This is a genomic window from Noviherbaspirillum aridicola, assembly GCF_019656455.1.
In the GTDB taxonomy this organism is placed as follows: domain Bacteria; phylum Pseudomonadota; class Gammaproteobacteria; order Burkholderiales; family Burkholderiaceae_D; genus Noviherbaspirillum; species Noviherbaspirillum aridicola.
Map to the genome: position 1 here is coordinate 18,074 of NZ_BPMK01000012.1, position 17,359 is coordinate 35,432.

Annotated in this window: 14 protein-coding genes; 2 read left to right on the plus strand and 12 right to left on the minus strand. The window is 68.3% G+C overall.

The window, feature by feature from the left end:
* Positions 1–53 precede the first annotated feature (53 nt).
* Complete coding sequence (locus tag NCCP691_RS13995) at positions 54–347, plus strand: hypothetical protein (protein ID WP_220809161.1); 294 nt, start codon at positions 54–56, stop codon at positions 345–347.
* Between the two features lie 4 nt (positions 348–351).
* Here NCCP691_RS13995 and NCCP691_RS14000 read toward each other — a convergent pair whose 3' ends face one another.
* The 11 genes from NCCP691_RS14000 to NCCP691_RS14050 form a co-directional block, all read right to left on the minus strand.
* Positions 352–810 (minus strand): CBS domain-containing protein, encoded by a 459-nt coding sequence (locus NCCP691_RS14000; RefSeq protein ID WP_220809162.1) that lies wholly within the window; start codon positions 808–810, stop codon positions 352–354.
* Between the two features lie 74 nt (positions 811–884).
* Positions 885–2,405: an ankyrin repeat domain-containing protein gene (locus tag NCCP691_RS14005; protein WP_220809163.1), complete on the minus strand. Its 1,521-nt coding sequence runs from the start codon at positions 2,403–2,405 to the stop codon at positions 885–887.
* Positions 2,406–2,465: 60 nt separating this feature from the next.
* Positions 2,466–2,954, minus strand: a complete 489-nt coding sequence (locus NCCP691_RS14010) for a CBS domain-containing protein (RefSeq protein WP_220809164.1) — start codon at positions 2,952–2,954, stop codon at positions 2,466–2,468.
* Between the two features lie 104 nt (positions 2,955–3,058).
* On the minus strand, positions 3,059–4,474 hold the full coding sequence (locus tag NCCP691_RS14015) for an MATE family efflux transporter (RefSeq protein WP_220809165.1): 1,416 nt from the start codon (positions 4,472–4,474) through the stop codon (positions 3,059–3,061).
* A complete protein-coding gene (locus NCCP691_RS14020; RefSeq protein WP_238482441.1) occupies positions 4,471–5,700 on the minus strand; it encodes an MFS transporter in 1,230 nt (409 codons plus the stop codon). The genes NCCP691_RS14015 and NCCP691_RS14020 overlap by 4 nt, the downstream gene beginning before the upstream one ends.
* The gene (locus tag NCCP691_RS14025) at positions 5,690–6,148 is read right to left on the minus strand and encodes a MarR family winged helix-turn-helix transcriptional regulator (RefSeq protein ID WP_220809166.1); all 459 of its coding nucleotides are present in this window, start codon (positions 6,146–6,148) and stop codon (positions 5,690–5,692) included. The genes NCCP691_RS14020 and NCCP691_RS14025 overlap by 11 nt, the downstream gene beginning before the upstream one ends.
* Positions 6,149–6,443: 295 nt before the next feature.
* The gene (locus NCCP691_RS14030) at positions 6,444–6,638 is read right to left on the minus strand and encodes a hypothetical protein (protein ID WP_220809167.1); all 195 of its coding nucleotides are present in this window, start codon (positions 6,636–6,638) and stop codon (positions 6,444–6,446) included.
* A 116-nt stretch (positions 6,639–6,754) separates the two neighbouring features.
* Positions 6,755–7,510, minus strand: a complete 756-nt coding sequence (locus NCCP691_RS14035) for a DNA/RNA non-specific endonuclease (RefSeq protein WP_220809168.1) — start codon at positions 7,508–7,510, stop codon at positions 6,755–6,757.
* 132 nt (positions 7,511–7,642) lie between these two features.
* On the minus strand, positions 7,643–7,822 hold the full coding sequence (locus NCCP691_RS14040; protein ID WP_220809169.1) for a hypothetical protein: 180 nt from the start codon (positions 7,820–7,822) through the stop codon (positions 7,643–7,645).
* Between the two features lie 268 nt (positions 7,823–8,090).
* Positions 8,091–11,198 (minus strand): NEL-type E3 ubiquitin ligase domain-containing protein, encoded by a 3,108-nt coding sequence (locus NCCP691_RS14045; protein ID WP_220809170.1) that lies wholly within the window; start codon positions 11,196–11,198, stop codon positions 8,091–8,093.
* A gap of 176 nt (positions 11,199–11,374) precedes the next feature.
* Entirely contained in the window at positions 11,375–14,794 is a 3,420-nt protein-coding gene (locus NCCP691_RS14050; RefSeq protein WP_220809171.1) for an NEL-type E3 ubiquitin ligase domain-containing protein, read from the minus strand.
* A gap of 51 nt (positions 14,795–14,845) precedes the next feature.
* Here NCCP691_RS14050 and NCCP691_RS14055 point away from each other — a divergent pair, with 51 nt between their 5' ends.
* Positions 14,846–15,337 (plus strand): hypothetical protein, encoded by a 492-nt coding sequence (locus NCCP691_RS14055; protein ID WP_220809172.1) that lies wholly within the window; start codon positions 14,846–14,848, stop codon positions 15,335–15,337.
* 10 nt (positions 15,338–15,347) lie between these two features.
* Here the strand turns inward: NCCP691_RS14055 and NCCP691_RS14060 are convergent, their stop codons facing one another.
* Positions 15,348–17,345, minus strand: coding sequence for an acyltransferase family protein (locus NCCP691_RS14060; RefSeq protein WP_220809173.1), 1,998 nt, complete (start codon positions 17,343–17,345; stop codon positions 15,348–15,350).
* Between the last annotated feature and the right edge of the window lie 14 nt (positions 17,346–17,359).

Here is a 17,359-nt window from a genome sequence, read left to right on the forward strand (position 1 = left end):
CCGGCCTCCGGCATTCCTGCCCGGGCGGCCGGCCTGCATCGAGGAGAAGGCACATGGCAACGCGCAGGCTTGCAGCGCTTGCAATACTGGCGACGGCGGGGACGGCGTTCGCGCAGGTCCCGGGCGGAAGCGCTTCCGATCCGACCAAGGTGGAGGCGGAGGCGGTCGGCCCGCAGGACAGCATCGGCACCAGCGGCGAGTCACCGACGAAGAGCATGATCCAGAAGGGCGACAGGAAAGATGCGCAGCGCCGCAAGGAGGGCGAAGCCCGCCGCGGCAAGCCGGACGACGCGCAGGACGCAAAGCGGGGCTCCGCGCGCGACGCGCCGCCGGCGACCGGCCGGTAAGCCGTCAGTGGCGGCTCGGCTGCTTGCCCGTGCTCGGGCGTTCCGGCGGCTGCGGCGCCGAGATGTCTTCGAAGGTGCTGTCTGTGTCGGCGTCGGCGCGCGTGGCCAGATCGCCCAGCGCGACCATGCCCGCCAGCTCCATGTTGCGGCTGACCACCGGCAGCCGCCTGATCTGCCGGTCACCCATCTGCTGCAGCACTTCACCCACGGTCTGATCCTCGAAGCACCAGAGCACCTCGTCGCTCATGATTTCCGAGACCTGGACCTCGTCCGGCCGCCTGCCCTCGGCGGTGGCGCGTATGGTGATGTCGCGGTCGGTGATCATGCCCACCAGCCGCCTGCCGTCGCACACCGGCACGGCGCCGATGTTCCAGTCGCGCATCAGTTGAGCCGCCTGTTGCAGCGTGTCGTTCGGGCCGACGGTGGCGACGTCGCGCGTCATGACTTCCGAGATTGCCTGCATGCTGTTCTCCTGTGGGGCGGGATGTGGGACAGGATTGGAACGCGGCCCGGGCGGCGAGTTCGCCGCCCCGCGCATCATGCCGGCGCCGTACCGGAGGCATCGGCGGCGCGGCCGGCGGGCGCGGCGTCGTTCGCGGCGGCAAGCAGGGCAATGATCTCGGGATCGCTCGCCAGCGCGGCGGCGGTGCCGCCGTCGCCATCCAGCACGGCGGCCGAGGCGCCGGCGGCGAGCAGTTCGGCGGCGACCTCCATGTGCCCGTGCATCGCCGCGAAATGCAGGGGCGTATAGCCATCCCTGTCGCGCGCATCGAGCTTGCTGCCGGCGGCCAGCAGGATGCGCACCACTTCAAGCTGCCCTTCCGCGGCGGCAAGATGCAAGGGCAGGCAATCCTCGTCGTCGCAGGCATTGACGTTGGCGCCGGCGCCGATCAGCAGCGGCACGCTGACCGCATCGCCGCCGACCGCGGCCATGTGCAGGGCGGTGAAGCCTTCGGTCTCCCTGGCGTCGACCTCGGCACCGGCCTGCAGCAGCAGGCGCAGCGCATCCCGCCTCTGCTCGCTCATCGCGACATGCAGCGCGGTGCAGTGGTGCCGGTCGCGCGCCTCGATCGCGGCGCCCGCATCCAGCAATAATTGCATCAGCACCGTGTCGTCGTTGGCGGCGGCGAGGTGCAGCGCGGTGCGGCCCGAGGCGCCGGCGGCCGAGGGATCGGTGCCGGCGTCGAGCAGGAGCCTGACCGCCGCGGGATGGCCGTTGGCGGCGGCCAGGTGCAGCGGCGCCCATCCCTGCTCTTCCTGCGCCCGCGGATCCGCTCCGGCGCCGAGCAGGGTCTGCACCATGTTTTCGTAACCGGCGCCGGACGCGATATGAAGCGCGCTCATGCCGCGCCTGTCGCGCAACCCGGGGTCGGCGCCGGCGGCTAGCAGGCACTCGGCCACCGCCACATGGCCATATCTGGCTGCCCAGTGCAATGCGGTGTAGCCGAGTTCGTCGCGGGCGCCGGTGTCGCTGCCGGCCGCCAGCAGCACTTCGGTCGCCTCGCGATGACCGTTGCCGGCGGCGAGCAGCAGCGGCGTCATGCCGTAGCGGTCGGTATCGGCGACGAGCGCGCCCCAGTCGACGAGCAGACGCATCAGCGCCACGTGGCCGTGGCCGGATGCCGCGTGGAGTGCGCTCATGCCGTCCGCTTCCCGCGCGTGCACGTCGCTGCCGCCCTGGAGCAGCGCTTCCGCGATCTCGGCATGCCCGTTGTTGGCTGCATAGATCAGCGCGGTCGCCTGGTTGTTGTCGCGGTCGAGGGTGTTGGCGCCCGACGCCAGCAGCGCGCCGACGGCGTTGCGGTTGCCGAGCGTGGCGGCAATCATCAGGGTGGTGCTGCCGTCCCGTGTCCTGGCATTCGGATCGGCCCCGCATTCCAGCAAGGCCTTGAGGACCTCGACGTCGCTGCAGCCCGCGCTCCGCTGCAGCAACGGCCAGCCCTCCTCGTCCAGCGTACCCGGGTCGGCCCCCTCGCGCAGGCAGGCGCGCACCGCCGCCGCATCGCAGCCGTCTATCGCCTCGACCAGGCGCGCGTTCAGATCCCCGGAATCATCCATGGCGTCCCCGCAGGCACGCGCGCGCGCGTTCGGGCGAGTGCCGCTTCATGCCGCCCCCGTTCAAAAGCGACCGTCCGCGGTGCTGGTGGAGGTCCGGTGGCCATGCGTCGGTGTCGACGCCAGCTGCTCCGGGCCGAACACCCGCTCGGCTTCCTGGCGCACCTCGTCGGAGAACCCGGCCACGCGGTTGGCCATGTCGGTGAGGGAAACCATTCCTTCTATCCGCATGTTGCGGTCGAGCACCGGGACATGCCGGACCGCATGCCGGGCCATCAGCAGCAGGACGTCGTCGGCCGGCTGATCGTCGAAACACCATACCGGGTCTTGCGTCATCACCTGTGCCACCGGCTTGCTGTCCCAGTCGGCCTCGTCCGCGCTGGCGCGCTGGCGGATATCCTCCTCGGTCACGATGCCGACCAGGCGCTCGTCCTCGCGCACGGGCAGCGCGCCGACGCGGGCGTCGCGCATGCGCTCCAGCGCATCCTTCAGGCTGCTCTGCGGCGTGGCCGCGGCGAGCCCGTAGCTCATGATGTCGGCAATGGTCTGCATAACCCTTCCCCGTGGTTGCGGATGTCGTCGCCGCGGGCAGGCTTTGCACCCGCGGCAGCTTTTTGAACCCGAAACCCCGGCGGAGTTCTGGCCGGGCGGCCGCGTCAGCTTCCCGGCATGCCATGCAAACGGGCAAGCAGGGCCGAGGTCCGGCGCGGCCATCCCACCTGGCCGAACCAGGCGCCGCCGGCGATCGCCGCCGCATTGACGCTGCCATACACCAGCAGGGCCAGCGCCTGCGCGAGAAACACCAGCAGCAGGCCGCCGCCGAACTTCAGTGCGAGCCAGCCGCCGATCGCCGCCACCGCCAGCCGCAGCACATTGCCGGTGACCGGCCAGAACAGGCGTCCGGCGCCCTGCGAGGCGAAGTAGAGCACCAGCCCGAGACCGAAGAATCCGTAGAACGGCCCGACCGCCCGCAGATATTGCGCGCCGGCGGCCTGCATCGCGGGATCGGCGTCGAACAGCGACAGCCATGCATGCGGAAACGCCGCGGCGAGCAGGCCGATGGTCTCGGCCATGGCAAACGACAGCGCGGCGCCCGCCCAGGTCGCGCGCAGGGCGCGCTCGCGCTGGCCGGCGCCGATGCAGGTACCGACCATCGCCACCAGCGGCGCGCCGAGCCCGAAGACCAGCGGCACCAGCAGGTATTCCAGCCGCGCGCCGGTGCCGTAGCCGGCGATCGCGGCCGTGCCGAAGCTACCGACGAGCGCGGTGGTGATGCCGATCGCGAGATTGGTGGCCACGGTGGACACGGTGCCGGCCAAGCCCACGCGCAGGATGTCGGCAAACAGCGGCCAGCGCAGCGCCTGCCCTCTCAGCGAGGGGCGCAGCACGCTCTTGCCGGCCCACAGGTAGGCGCCCAGGATCAGGCTGCCGAGCAGGTAGTAGGCGAGCAGCGCGGCGGCGCCGCCGGCGATGCCCATTCCCCTGACCGGACCCCAGCCGAAGATCAGCAGCGGCGACAGCGGCACCAGCACCAGCAGGCCGCCGACGGTGACGATCGCGGGCACGGCCATGTTGCCGGTGCCGCGCAATACCGCCGACAGGGAATTGAAGATCCAGACGACGATGGCGCCGGCGAATACCCAGTTGGAATAGGTGAGCGCCGCCTCCAGCGCCGCGCCGGTGCCGCCCATCGATGCGTACAGCCAGCGCCCGCCCGTGAGCACCACGCCCATGAACAGCAGGCCGAAGAGCACCGCGATCAGCAGCGCGTGCAGCACCAGCGCGTCGGCATCGGCCTTGCGGCGTGCGCCGAGCGCGCGGGCGATGGCCGAGGCGATGCCGCCGCCCATGGCTCCTGCAGAGGTCATCTGCATCAGCATCACCACCGGGAACACGAGTGACATGCCGGCCAGCGCTTCGGTGCCGAGACGACCGACGAACCAGGTCTCGATCAGGCCGACCGCGGCCTGGGCCAGCATCACCAGCACGTTCGGCGCACCGAGGCGCAGCAGGGTGGGCACGATCGGGCCTTCGAGCAGGCGCCGGGTGCGGGGGTCGAGTGCGGCGCTCATGCCCGCACCGCCGCTCTGGCCTGCATCGGCGCTTCGCGTATCGGCAGATGGATCAGGGCGGCGCCGACCGCGAGCATGATGTCCACGTACCAGAGCCAGTCATAGCTGCCGGTGAATTCGAACACCCGGCCGCCGAGCCAGGCGCCGAGGAAGCCGCCGATCTGGTGCGACAGCATCACGATGCCGAACAGCGTGGCCATGTTGCCGACGCCGAACAGCTTGGCGACGAGCCCCGCCGTCGGCGGCACGGTCGACAGGAAGGTCAGGCCCATGACCGCGGCAAACAGCAGCACCACGGTCCCGGTCTTCGGTGCGAGCAGGAAGGCGAGCACCGCGGCCGCCCGCGTGGCGTAGACCAGCGACAGCAGGGACTTCATCCGCCAGCGGCCGACCGCCCATCCCATGGCGACGCTGCCGACGATGTTGAACAGGCCGATCACCGCCAGCGCCCATGCGCCGTACTGCAGGGGCAGGCCGCAGCCGGCGATCACGCCCGGCAGGTGGGTGGCGAGGAAGGCGACATGGAAGCCGCAGACGAAGAATCCGCCGGCCAGCATCAGGTAGCTCGGCTCGCGCAGCGCGCCGCGGATCGCCTCGCGCGTGCCGAGTGCCGGCTGCTGCGGGCCGGCCGCCTGCGGCGCGCCGCGCAGCAGGAAGGCGGCGGGTAGCGCGAGCAGCACGATCAGGCCGAGGACCTGCATCGCGCTGATCCAGCCCGTGGCGGCCATCAGCGCGCCGGCGACCGGGGCCATCACGAACTGGCCGAAGGAGCCGCCGGCATTGATGACGCCGTTGGCGAGGCCGCGCTTCTCAGCGGGAATCATGCGGCTGGCGGTGGCCATCAGCACCGCCGGTCCCGCCATGCCCGCGCCGCCCGCGGCGAGCACGCCGATGGCGAAGACCAGGCCGGCGGTGCTCTGCATCCAGGGCGTGATCAGCGTGCCGATCGCCACCAGGACGATCCCGGCGAACAGTACGCGTCCCGCGCCGACGCGGTCGGCGAAGGCGCCGGCGAAGGGCTGGGTCAGGCCCCACCACAGCTGGCCGAAGGCGAAGGCGAGGCTGATGCTGCCGATGCCGAGGCCGGTCGCGGTATTGAGCGGGCTGAGGAACAGGCCCATGGTCTGGCGGGTGCCCATCGTCAGCGCGAAGGTGCCGGCCGCGGCCAGCAGTACGATCCAGAACGCGGCTTGCCGGGCGCCGCCGCCGTGTGCATCACTCATCATCGGTCTCCTCGGGGGACAGCAGCGCAAGCGCTTCATCGATCAGCGCGTGCAGGGCGAGCACGCGGTCGACGCCGAGCACCCGGTTGATCTTGTCCTGGGCGGCCCGCCAGTGGCGCTGCGCCTCCTCGCGCCGCGCGCGGCCGGCTTCGGTGATGGCCACGCTGCGGCTGCGTTCGTCCCTGCCCGGCAGCACCTCCAGCAGGCCGGCCTCGACCAGCGGCTTCATGTTGCGGCTGAGGGTCGAGGCATCCATGCGCATGTTCCTGGCAAGCTCGCGCGGCTGTACCGGCCCGAGCCGGAGCACCACCGACAGCAGGGAATACTGGGTCGTCTTCAGGCCGGTCCTGGCGAGTTCGGCGTCGTAATGCTGGGAAACCCGGCGCGTGAGCTGGCGCAGCTTGAAGTTGGTGCAGCCTTGCGGCTTCGTACCTGCGGCGGTGGGCGACATTGCGCGGCTCCTTTCATTGCATATGCAATCGTTGCATATGCAACTGTATAGCACCTCCTGGCGGCCGGCGCAAGCGCGAACTTCATTGACGGTTAATTGCGGGGCGAGGAAAAAGCGCGGGCTTGAGGACCGCGATGCGGATTACGCGGCGGATTACATGGCCGATTACATGGCGGTGCGCAACGTACTGCCCGGTGGCCGGACGCTGGCTGGGGAAGCGACGTCTTTCGACGCCGACAAGTGCCGGTCGGGAAGGGTCTGGCGGGCGCCGAACCGGTTGTTCAGGCGGCGAATGCTAGAGCGCGAGCGAAACGGGCGCCAGGATGCAGAGCACCGTCAGCACGGCCGCTGTTTTCACATGGGGATTGAAGGTGGGCAGGGTCGCGCCCGCACGCTCCTGCGGGTCGCGCGAAAACAGGCGCGCGTAGTAGCGGTTGTATTTCACCCGATACCTGTAGTGGGAATAACCCGCTCCCGCGAGCACAGCCATGGCCAGTAAGGCCCAGAACGCAGCCAGCATATGAAAAACCTTCCTGAAAAAAGCTGCCGATTCTAGCAGCAGGACGGCCGGAACGGGTCGCGGCCTACGCTCCCTTTCCCGGCCGCTCAGTTTTTCGGCCGGGCTTTCGGCAGGAACTCGATGTTGGTACGCCTGACCAGTTCCTCATAACTGATCGGCCTGCCCGCGCGCGCCTGATCCGTGTTTTCGATCCAGTGCGCCCACGCGCGGCCGGTCGCGGGGTCATACACGAGCTTGAACAGATAGACGGGCACCCAGACGCGGCCGCGGCCTATCGTCTTCGGCTTGCCCCGATACACCGGACCGGTGATCACGTACACGTCCCCTTTTGCGCGCATCGCATATTTGCGGGTGGCGCTTTCTATGCCCGCCCAGGACTTCTGATTATTCCTCGGCGCCTGCGGCACCATGTTGGCGAGCGAGAAACTCTGTGCCATCGCGCGCGCGTCGGGCATGTCCGCCGCCGGCGCCATGTGGCCGCGGTCATAACCACTGCCCCTGTAATCGTCGAGCTGCGCCCGCTCGGCGACCGGCAGGCGGGCGTCGGCAAAGAAGCGGTTGGTGCGTTTTTCGTCCCTGGCGTCCGACAGCTGGGCGCGGCTGAGCCGTTCGGCCACGAACACGGGCGTTTTCGACAAGCCCGAATACAAGACCGCGAACGCCTGATAGCAGAGCGCGCGCGGCGGCACCTGGAATGACTTGTTCACCCGGGGAGAGGCGGCGCCGGCGAAAAACTGCGGACAGGCGCGAAATCCCGGACTGCTGTCGGGGGTGTTTCCGGCGGAGAGTGGCAGAGCGAGGGCGAGCAGCGATGCTGCGAGGAGGTACTGCCTGGATGACATCAGTGACTCGAAGAACGGGACCGCGACGGATCCGAGCGCCGTCGACGGCGCCCGGAGAATTTTCAGTGCGTGATTCTAGCCGCAGGCCGGCGGGCTGGCGACAGCCACCAGGTCGCTCGGCCGCTTGGTCGCTCAGCCCCGCTCGATGCTATAGTGGATCAGGCAGGCACGCTCGCCGTACAGGGCGGCCACGCTGCGCTCGGTGCCCTCGTCGCCGTGTTCTATGCTGACCGACAGGCAGTCGGGCCGGCCAGGCGGCAGCGCCGTGCAGGTGCGCGCATAGTGCCGCTGCGGCAGGACGGTCTTCGGCATCACCCACTCGCACACGGTCGTTGCGACGTCCAAGGCGGGGATGACCGGCAATTGAGGGAAGATTCCTGACATTCGTATTCGTTCCGTGGGCTGCTCCGCCGCAGTCATGGCGACGACGCGGGCCGTCTTGTCGGCTTGTCTGAAAGGCGGCGGCGGAACATGTCCGGGTTTCCGCCGGCGCCGCCGTCCGCGGCACCGCGCGGACCCGGTTTGGATGCGGCGCCGGGATGCGAGTTCCGGAACATGCCTGCCGGGCGGGCGGTCCGCCTCACGTCGTCTTCGGAAGGCGCCGCCAGTGGTTTGCCGTCTTGTAAAGCGCGACGTCGGCCTCGTCGACGAGCCGCTTCAGCTCCGCCTGCTTGCTGGCGGCATCGTAGGGGACGGCGGTCCGGCTCCCGTCCTGGATACGCAGGACGGTGCCGTCCTCGTCGATCACCAGGAAGATCTTGCCGCGGTTGGCGGGCAGCGTGCTGTAGACCGTCAGCTCGTCTTCGCCGGCGTAGATCCCCGGCGTGCCGACGATCTCCGCGTACACCGCATTCGGCACCTGATGCAGGCCGCCGACAAAGTCCGCCGCCAGGTGCGCCATTTCGGGGGTCTGCGACAGCGCGGAGGCAATGTTGTGCGCGTTTCTCGTCCGGGCAGCCGCGTCATCCTCGCGGGCCTCGATCGCCTGTCGCAGTGCGTTCCGTATCTCCGTCGCCGGTTCATTGAGCGCCAGGAACAGGCAATCCCCGCCGCCGGCATTCTCGATGGGGATCGACGGCAGGTCGGCGGGCGCGATGCCGCCGAGCGAAGGATCGCGGGCCGCGTGCTGATACTGCATGGTCTCGCGCGCCACCTCGCGTTCATGCGCCAGGTCGTCGCCCGGGCGCGCAATCGACATCAGCGTCGTCAGCCACTCCGGCATGGGCGGCTCCGCCTCGACCTTCGCGGTGCCCTCGCCCTGGTCGGCCGCCGGCGCGGCGTCGCGCGAGGCGCCGTGCCCGTAACTGCTCACCATGGCCTCAAGCCGCTCCCGCAACAGGGTGGATGCGATCTCCTTCTCCATCTCCATCACCCTCTTGGCGGCCGCGTGGTATTCCTCGTCCGTCACCGTGGTGCCCGCAGCCTCCTGCGCTCGCTCGTCCTGCTCGCTGCCGGTTGCGAGTGCCTTGTCGGCCAGCGCCTCGAATTCCGCGCGATGCGGCGCGACGCGGCGCCCCAGCTCTGCCTGGTAGGCCGGATCGGCTTCGATCACTGCGATCACCGATGGCGAGGTCAGCAGATAATCGAAGAATACCCCGTCGTCTTCGATGACCGCTTTCACCCTCTCTTCGACCCTTGCGAGGTCACGCCGCGAGATACCGGCTACGGTACCCTTGAAGCGCATGTCCCGGACTTCATCGCGCAAGCCGAGCCGCCTGCCCATCGCAATTTCCGCGAGCAGAGCGGCTTCGACCTCCTGGCGCGGCGTCACCAGCTGGCGGCCCTGCATGCGGCGCTCGTTGATGTATTCGGTCATCACATTCTGTATCACCTGCCGGATGAAGCCCTGGCGCGCCAGGGCCAGCAGGACGGCTGGCTTGCTCAATCCGTCCTTGCCTTTCATCGCCTCGTCCCAGGCGACCAGGAAGTGCAGGTCCTGGTACACGGTCTGTACCCTGTTGCCGCAATCACCCTGCGCGTCCAGCGCAATCTCGATGAATTTCCTCACAAAGCCGCGGTCGCCGTTGGCGAGGCGGTCCGTCATGGCGACAACCTGTCGCAGGAGACCGGGACGGGTTGCCTCGTTCTCGTAGTCGGCGAGCGCGGAGATGCGGTTGAAACACTGGAACAGAATGCTGTCCCAGCGAGGGATTCCGCCCGCGTGAAGACGCACATTCTCAAGAAACGATGCCGGCAGGTCGGTAGTGCAGAGATTCATACGCATCGCATCCCTGCGGAGGATGGCGACGACCTCCATGAGCTGTTGCTCCTGCTGGCTTTGCGGCTGCGACGGTCTGGAGGGGTCCGATACGGGGGCCGGATTGACGGCCGCGCCGCGGCTCTGCTCCATGCGCGGCTCAAACCGCCCCCGCAACTGCGCCCGGATGCGGTTCCCCTGGCGTCTTGCCGCTTCCGACACCGGATTCGCGGGACGGGAGGGGAATCTGGCCGGATTGATGAAGTCGTCGTTGAAGAACGCGTTGCGCGTCGTCAGCTTCGTGGCGTCGAGATTCCGCCATTGCCCGCGCAATCCCTCGAACGCGCGCGTCAGCTTTTCCCGGTGCGTGCCGTCCACCTCGCTCCAGTCCTTCCTGAGCGAGGACAACTGCCGCTTGAGCAGATACAGCGCGGTTCCCTGGACTTGTTTTTTCGTGCCGAGATAGGCGGCCAGCGCAAACAGGCCGATCGTGCCCGCGGCCGCACCGCCCGATGCCGCGGTGATCGCCGTGGCGCCGACAGCGACGCCGGACATGATGATCGGCAGCGCCGCGACATGGGCGACGGCCAGGCCGCGCATCGCCCGGTTTGCCAGGTGCGGCGAGTAGCGACGGCTCGCCTGCGTGCTGAGTTGGGTGATGTTCGTCGTCAAGTGCTCGAGGATCTCGGCCCGGGCGTTCGGGCTCAGGGACGACATCAGTTCTTCCAGTACCAACAGACCGCGGCGCTGCACGTTGCGGGACAGGACCGCGTTTTGCTGCAGATCTGGAAGCACATCGATCAGCTTCTTGAGCAGATCGACCTTCCGGTTCTCGTTTTGCAGCAGCGGAAAGGATTGCAGGATGGTCTCGAGTCCCATCTTCTGCGTCAGGCGGCGCCTGGGATCGATCGCGACCTCCTGGCGGAAAGAATGGCCGTCGACCCTGTTGGAATTGAGGTGCCGCTCTGCCAGCCCGGCGATCCTGGCGACGTCCTTCGCATCGGGAACTGGCTTTACAGGATTCGATACTTCATACCGGGCCTGCCTGAACGAGACGACCCGCTCCGCGAAACGCTGCGCGTGTTGCCGGATCGTTTTGTCGTCGGCGTCCAGCGGACAGGCGTGGAGTTGATCGAAATACTTCTCGGGCGGATGCGCTTCATTCGCCGGCCTGAAGAAATCGGCGTCGAGCAAACCGCTCAGCGCGGCATATACCCGGTCAGGTTCCTGACGCTCGCCGCGTGCGGCGTGCTCGATGGTCCGGTCCACGGAAAGGATCGCCCGGAACTGGTCGAACTGTATCTGCCTTCGCTCGGCATGCTCGATCCTGAAATGCGGGCGGCCGCCGTTCTCCGGCCTGTGCACCTGTCGGCTTGCCGCGGGCGCGGGCGGCGCGGCCTGCCGGGACGAGTGCGGCTGCGGCTGTGCTTCACTCGCCCGCAGGTGACGGCGCAGGGGCGACAGGAAGGCGGTCATTGAGGGAATGTGCATGGTCGTGGCCTCGGGCTGGTGAAGGAAAGGCCCCACGGCGCGTGCAAGCGGCGCCTTCGGCCCCTCCAAAATCGCTGAGTGCCGCGCGCGCGCGATCCGGTTCCATCGCGCGGACTTCCGGTCCACGCGCGGCGCCGCCGCCGACGACCGCCGGCCGCCCCCGCAGCAGCCGCCGCTTACGCCGGGCGGGCCAGCCGCCGCCAGTGGTCCGGCGTCTTGTACAGCGCGATGTCGGCCTCTTCCACGAACCGCCCGAGCGCCGCCCGACGGTCGGAGACCTCATATTCGAGGCCCTGCCGGGTGCCGTTCGCGATAAGCAGGACCTTGCTGTCGGCGTCAATCACGACAATCTTCTTGCCACGGTTTTCAGGCAGGCCGCTGTAGAGCGTCAGCTCGTCTTCGCCGGCATAGACGCCCGCCGTGCCGACCATTTCCGCATACACGGCATTCGGCACCGAGTGGACGCCGCCGGAGAGTGCGGCGGCGCGATGCGCCGTAGCGGGCATCTGCGCAAGCGCGGCCGCTACGCTCTGCGCATTCATTCCCCGCGTCCGCTCGTCATCCTCACGGCCTTCGATCGCGCGCCTGAGCGCCGCGCGGGTTTCGGCGACGGGCGCCTCCAGTGCCAGAAAGAGGCAGTCTCCGCCGCCGGGGTTCTCGACCAGCGGGAACGGTAGGTCATCGGGGCGGATGACCGCCGCCGGGGAATCGGGGACCGCGTACTGAGACGCCATGACTTCCGCCGCCACCCGGCGCTCATCACGCGCGTCATCCTCCGGGTTGCGCAGCGACTGCAATTGCCTCACCCAAGCCGGCTCGACGGCGTGTGCGCCGTCCGGCGCCGCAAGCGCCTCGTCCGGTCCCGGCGCGCCGCCGTCCGTGGCGGCAGAGTCCGACGCCAGGTTCAGGATGTTCCGGATGCGCGTGCGCAGCAAGTCCGCCGTCGCCTCTTTCTCCACCTTCACGACTTCGTCGGCGGCTTCCACGATCTGCCCGTCCGGCACGGGACGGCCATCCCGATCGCTGAAAGCGGCGCGGGCCGATGCGATGCGCTCGGCCAGCGCGGCCCCGAAGCCGGGATCGCGCGCGATCACATCCCTCAGCGGCTTCCATTCCGCCAGGAAGTCGAGCAGCATGTCCTCATCGTCGACGATCTCCCTGGCTCTCGCCTCGATGCCTGCGAGTTCATGCCTGGTGACATGGCTGACCGAGGACCGGTTGTCCATGTTCCGCACGGGATTCCCGAGGCCGAATCGCCGGCCGAGAACGCTTTCGGCGAGCAGGCCGACGTCCACCTCGATGTCGGGTGTGATGCGTTCATTCCCGGCCTGCCGCCAGGCGTCGATACATCTCGCCGTCGCTTCCGCCAGCGCCCGGCGGATGAAGGCCTGGCGCGCATGCCCGACCAGCGCCCCGGCATCCTTGAAGCCGTCCTCGCCCCGCCTCGCCTTGTCATATACCACCGCGTCGCACATGGCGTTGTACGTGTCCCTCGCATTGTTTCCGCAACGCGCCGGCGCCTGCTCGGCCTGGACGACGAACTCTTGCACGAATTCGGCGTCTCCCGTCGCGAGGCGATCGATCATGGCCATCAGCTCCCGGAGCACGCCGGGGCGGGTCGACTCGTTCTGATACTCGGCCATCCCGCGCATGTGCCTGAAGCATGCTTCGAGGATGCCGGCCCACCTTCCGCCAGGGCTGCAATGCGTCCGGAGATTCTCGAGGAAGCGATCGGGAATGCCTGCCTCGCTCACCTTCATTCTTTTCGCCTCCCGGCACAGCGCGTCGACGACTTGCATGAGCGCCCGCTCGGCGCCGTTCGGCGGAGGCGAAATGGCGGGGCGGACGGACGGGTGGAGGCGTGTCCAGTAATGGCCGGCATGGGCGCCGATGCCCTCATGCGCGGCCGCGAATTTGGCGCGGAGATATTGCCCCTGCCGCCTCATCGCCTCGCTCACCGCGTGGCCGCCCGGCGCGGGAAAATTGGCCGGATCGATGAAGTCATCCCTGAAGAACTGGAAAAGCGTCGTGTGCTTCGTCCCGTCGAGCTGTTCGGAATTCTCCCGCAGGTTCCGGAACTCCCGCGCCAGACTTGCCCGGCGTGCCTCATCCACCCTGGCCCAATCCTTCCTGAGGCCGGCCAGTTCCCGTTTCAGCAGGTAAAGCGCGGTGCCCTGTGCCTGTTTGCCGATGCCGAGATAGGTGGCGACGCCGGCCGCCGCGAGAACCCCCACGAAGGCCCCGGCGGACGCCGCGATCAACGGCACCGAGACCATGCCGATGCCCGTCATGCCGGCGGTGACGGCGAGCGGCGCGCCGGTGGTGGTCATTCCTTTCGCCGTCTGGCCCAGCAGCTTCATCGCCACCGGCGGGTAACGGCGACTGAATGCGGTGCTGAGACCGCCTATGTTCTTCAGCAGATGTTCGATAAGCTCGGCCCTGTGGTCGGGACTCAGGCCTTGCATCGCCTCCTCGAGGATGAACAGGCCGCGCCGCTGCGTGTTCCGCGCCACCACGGCGTGATGCTCCAGGTTCGGCAAGACGTCGATAAGCCGCTTCAACAGCGCCACCTTCCGTTCACTGTCCCGCAGCAGGGGCAAGGCTTGCGCGAATGTTTCCAGTGCCATTTTCTGCGGCTGGCGCCGGCCGGGTTCGGATGCGGCCTCCTGATAGAAGGAGATGGCGTCGGACCGGTTCGACGCGAGATACCGCTGCGCCAGCCCGGCGATCCTGTCGACCTCCGTGCGGGCCGACTGCGCAGCGGGCCCCGACGGACGGCGCGCAACGACGCTTTCGGCAAAGTCGCGCGCGTGCGCCTGTATCGTCGCGTCGTCGGCGTCCAGCGGACGTGCCTCGAGAGGCTGCAACAGCGGCTCAATATCTTCCATGCGACACGCGGGCCGGAAACATCCGAGGTCCAGGACGTCGCCGAGCGCCTGGCTGATGCGATGGTCGTCCTGCACGGGAGCCTGCACCGCAAGCGCCAGTTCCCGGTCCACGGCGGCGATCGCGTCCCGGTGTCCGGAATCCATCTGCCGGCGCTCACGGTGACGAACCGTGAACTGCGCGCGGGCGGGATGGCGCGAAGCCGCGGGCGCCGCCGGTGGAGCGGCCGCCGCGGCACCAGTTGAACGTTCTGACTGGCCGGAATGAAAGCGGGAATGCGTCCTGGAGGCGATCGACGCGAAAAGGCGCATGGTCATGATCTCGATTGAATGCGAAGCCGGTGAGTGGCGGCGGCCGCCGGCGGGTTCCACCGCCCGCTCATCGCCCGCTCGCCGCGCGAACACCGTTCGCCGCAGGCGCCGATGGGACGATGCGGGATGACGAAGCGGCATACAATCCTGCTTTCCGTTCCCTGCCGCCCCTGCCGTCCCATGCACGATCACGCTCTCGTTCAATCCGCCGCCGCCATCCTGGCGCAACGCCAGCGGCAGCAAGCCGCCGGGCCGCGCCTGCCCGAATCCTGCCGCCCTGCGGATATCGACACCGCCCTCGCCATCCAGGAGAGGACGACCGAAGCCCTCGGCGCGCGGATCGGTGGCTGGAAATGCGGAACGCCGGGCGCGGGCAAGCTCGTCGTGGCGCCGATTCATGCGGACCGCATACGGCACTCGTCGCCCTGCCCGGCCCCGGCCCGGGCGACCATGGTGCGCATCGAACCCGAACTCGCCTTCATCCTCGCGCGTGATCTTCCTGCGCGGACCGCGCCCTATGCGCCGGCAGAGATCGACGAGGCGGTCGGCGCGGTGCACCTCGCGCTGGAGCTGATCGGCAGCCGCTACGAAAAGCCGGAAGAAGTGCCCTTCGCCGAACACCTCGCCGACCGGCTGCTCAACGACGGCCTCTACATCGGCCCGCGCATCGACGCCGGCGCGGCGCGCGAGGCGGCATCGATGCCGATCGCGGTGTCGGCCGCGGGAAGCGAGCAGCGCTTCGACGCCGCCCATCCCGACGGCAATCCGCTGCTGCCGCTTTACTGGCTGGCGAATTTTCTGCGGGAATGCGGGCGGGGACTGCGGGCGGGCGAGGCGGTGATTACCGGCTCCTACGTGCCGAGCTTCGAGGTGCCGGCGGAGCAGGATGTATCGGTGAGCTTTGGCAGCCTCGGTGTGCTGAACGTGCGTTTCGGGGGCTGATTCCGGCTGCTTACCGCCTGCCCCACTGCTGCCCGGCCAGCGCGTGCGTCTGCATGTGCAGCGGCCGTGCGCCGTCGGCGCCCTGCAGCGGATTGCCGATCTCCGCGTTGTAGCGGTCGCCGAGGTAGAGCGCGGCGCGGGTATTGATGTGGTTGGAATCCTTGTAGAAGGCCATGTTGCCCGACCAGGTCTTGCATTCGCGGGCATCGCACATGACCTGCTTGGGGTCGATCACGAGCAGCTTCGGATGCCGGGCCTGCAGGCCATCGATCATGCGGTCCGCCGGACCCTGGGTTTTCTCCATGTGCGCGCGCGGTATATGGCAGTTGGTATCGGCCGGCAGCCAGCCGCGCTTGCGGTGCAGCACGCACTGGGACAGGTCGGGCTCGAAGTCGGCGTTGTCCTTGAGGATGATGGGCGTGGCGCCGGCGGCGATGATCTTCTCCACCACGATCCCGAGTTCCTTCTCCAGCGACGCCAGGGACGGATGGGTGGCCCACTGGCCGCCGAGCGCGACGTACCTGTAATGACCGGCCAGCGCGAGCAGCGCCGCATTGCGCCGCTCGCAGGTAGTGCCTTCGGCGCCGGTCGCGGACAGCACGCCGGTGGTCGGGAAGCAGCCGCCCTGCACATGGTAGACGCCCCTGACGTGGGCCGCGGTCGCGAGCTGCTGCATGAATGGCTTGAAGTGATGCGCATGCGAATCGCCGATCAGCAGCAGCGAGGCCGATGTCCGCGTGGTGTCGCCCCAGGCGCAATGACGCTCCAGGTATTGCCTGTCGATCTCGCGCTCGTCGCCCTCGCGCACCGCGCAGAGCCGGCCGAGGTCGCGCTCGAAGGAATAGCTGGAGATCAGCTCGCGCATCTCGCCCGAGAAACGTTCCGGCATGCCCTCGCTCGCGTAGGAATACAGGCCGACCGCAAGGAAGGCGCTTGCCGGCAGCACGTAATAGCGCAGCGCGGCCTGCCTGAACCCGAGTTCGCGCCGATGGCGTATCGGCTGTTCGATGAATTTCCAGGTGAGGATGGCCAGCGCGAAGGTCAGCAGCACGGCGAGCGCGGCGACTTCCAGGCTGAGATCGATGCGACGGTAGCGCAGGAATGCGAAGATCGGCCAGTGCCAGAGATAGAGCGAATACGAAATCAGTCCGACCGCGACCATCGGCTTGCTCGCCAGCGCGGCGCGCAGGGGTGTGCCGGTACGGCCGGCATAGATCAGCAGCGCCACGCCGAGGCAGGGGTAGAGCGAGTTCAGGCCGGGAAAAGGCGTGTCCTGGCCGATCACGAGCATCGACGCCAGCACCATGCCGAGCCCGGCCGTTCCCGCCGCGAGGGCGGCACCGGGGCGCAGCGCCGGCAGGCGCTGCGACGCAAACCAGGTGAGCGCGCCGATCATCAGTTCGTGTGCGCGCGAGCTGAGCAGGAAATAGGAGCGCACCTCGCCGATCTTCCACTGCGAAAAGGCGAGACAGGCCGCGCCGATCGCAAGCAGCAGCGGCACCAGCCAGCGGCGCGCGTACCGGTGCAGCAGGATCAGTATCACCGGGAAGATGAAATAGAACTGTTCCTCGACCGACAGCGACCAGGTATGCAGCAACGGAAATTCCTCGGTGCGCTGACCGAAATAGCCCCAGCTGAGCATCGAGAAAAACACGTTCGAGGCAAAGGCCCAGGAGGCCGCCAGCGAGGTGGTGTAGAAGATGTAGTCGTTGGGGATCAGCAGCCAGGAGGAAAAACCGAGCGTCACCAGCGCCACCGCGATATACGCGGGGAGGATGCGCTTGATGCGGCGCAGGTAGAAGTCGCCGAAACTGAAGCTGCCCTGCTCCAGGGACTTGTAGATCAGGCCGGTGATCAGAAAGCCCGACAGCACGAAGAAGACGTCGACCCCGATGAAGCCGCCGGGCAGCAGGTCGGAATTGGCATGGAAGGCGATGACCGCCAGTACGGCGATGGCGCGCAGGCCGTCGATATCGGGGCGGTAGGCGAGAGCTTGTGTGGGCTTCATTCGGCGCGGCATCC

Coding starts and splice junctions, on each gene's coding strand:
- NCCP691_RS13995 (WP_220809161.1), top strand. CDS start 54: ATGGCAACGCGCAGGCTTGCAGCGCTTGCAATACTGGCGACGGCGGGG.
- NCCP691_RS14000 (WP_220809162.1), bottom strand. CDS start 810: ATGCAGGCAATCTCGGAAGTCATGACGCGCGACGTCGCCACCGTCGGC.
- NCCP691_RS14005 (WP_220809163.1), bottom strand. CDS start 2,405: ATGGATGATTCCGGGGATCTGAACGCGCGCCTGGTCGAGGCGATAGAC.
- NCCP691_RS14010 (WP_220809164.1), bottom strand. CDS start 2,954: ATGCAGACCATTGCCGACATCATGAGCTACGGGCTCGCCGCGGCCACG.
- NCCP691_RS14015 (WP_220809165.1), bottom strand. CDS start 4,474: ATGAGCGCCGCACTCGACCCCCGCACCCGGCGCCTGCTCGAAGGCCCG.
- NCCP691_RS14020 (WP_238482441.1), bottom strand. CDS start 5,700: ATGATGAGTGATGCACACGGCGGCGGCGCCCGGCAAGCCGCGTTCTGG.
- NCCP691_RS14025 (WP_220809166.1), bottom strand. CDS start 6,148: ATGTCGCCCACCGCCGCAGGTACGAAGCCGCAAGGCTGCACCAACTTC.
- NCCP691_RS14030 (WP_220809167.1), bottom strand. CDS start 6,638: ATGGCTGTGCTCGCGGGAGCGGGTTATTCCCACTACAGGTATCGGGTG.
- NCCP691_RS14035 (WP_220809168.1), bottom strand. CDS start 7,510: ATGTCATCCAGGCAGTACCTCCTCGCAGCATCGCTGCTCGCCCTCGCT.
- NCCP691_RS14040 (WP_220809169.1), bottom strand. CDS start 7,822: ATGCCGAAGACCGTCCTGCCGCAGCGGCACTATGCGCGCACCTGCACG.
- NCCP691_RS14045 (WP_220809170.1), bottom strand. CDS start 11,198: ATGCACATTCCCTCAATGACCGCCTTCCTGTCGCCCCTGCGCCGTCAC.
- NCCP691_RS14050 (WP_220809171.1), bottom strand. CDS start 14,794: ATGAATCGGCGCCACGACGAGCTTGCCCGCGCCCGGCGTTCCGCATTT.
- NCCP691_RS14055 (WP_220809172.1), top strand. CDS start 14,846: ATGGTGCGCATCGAACCCGAACTCGCCTTCATCCTCGCGCGTGATCTT.
- NCCP691_RS14060 (WP_220809173.1), bottom strand. CDS start 17,345: ATGAAGCCCACACAAGCTCTCGCCTACCGCCCCGATATCGACGGCCTG.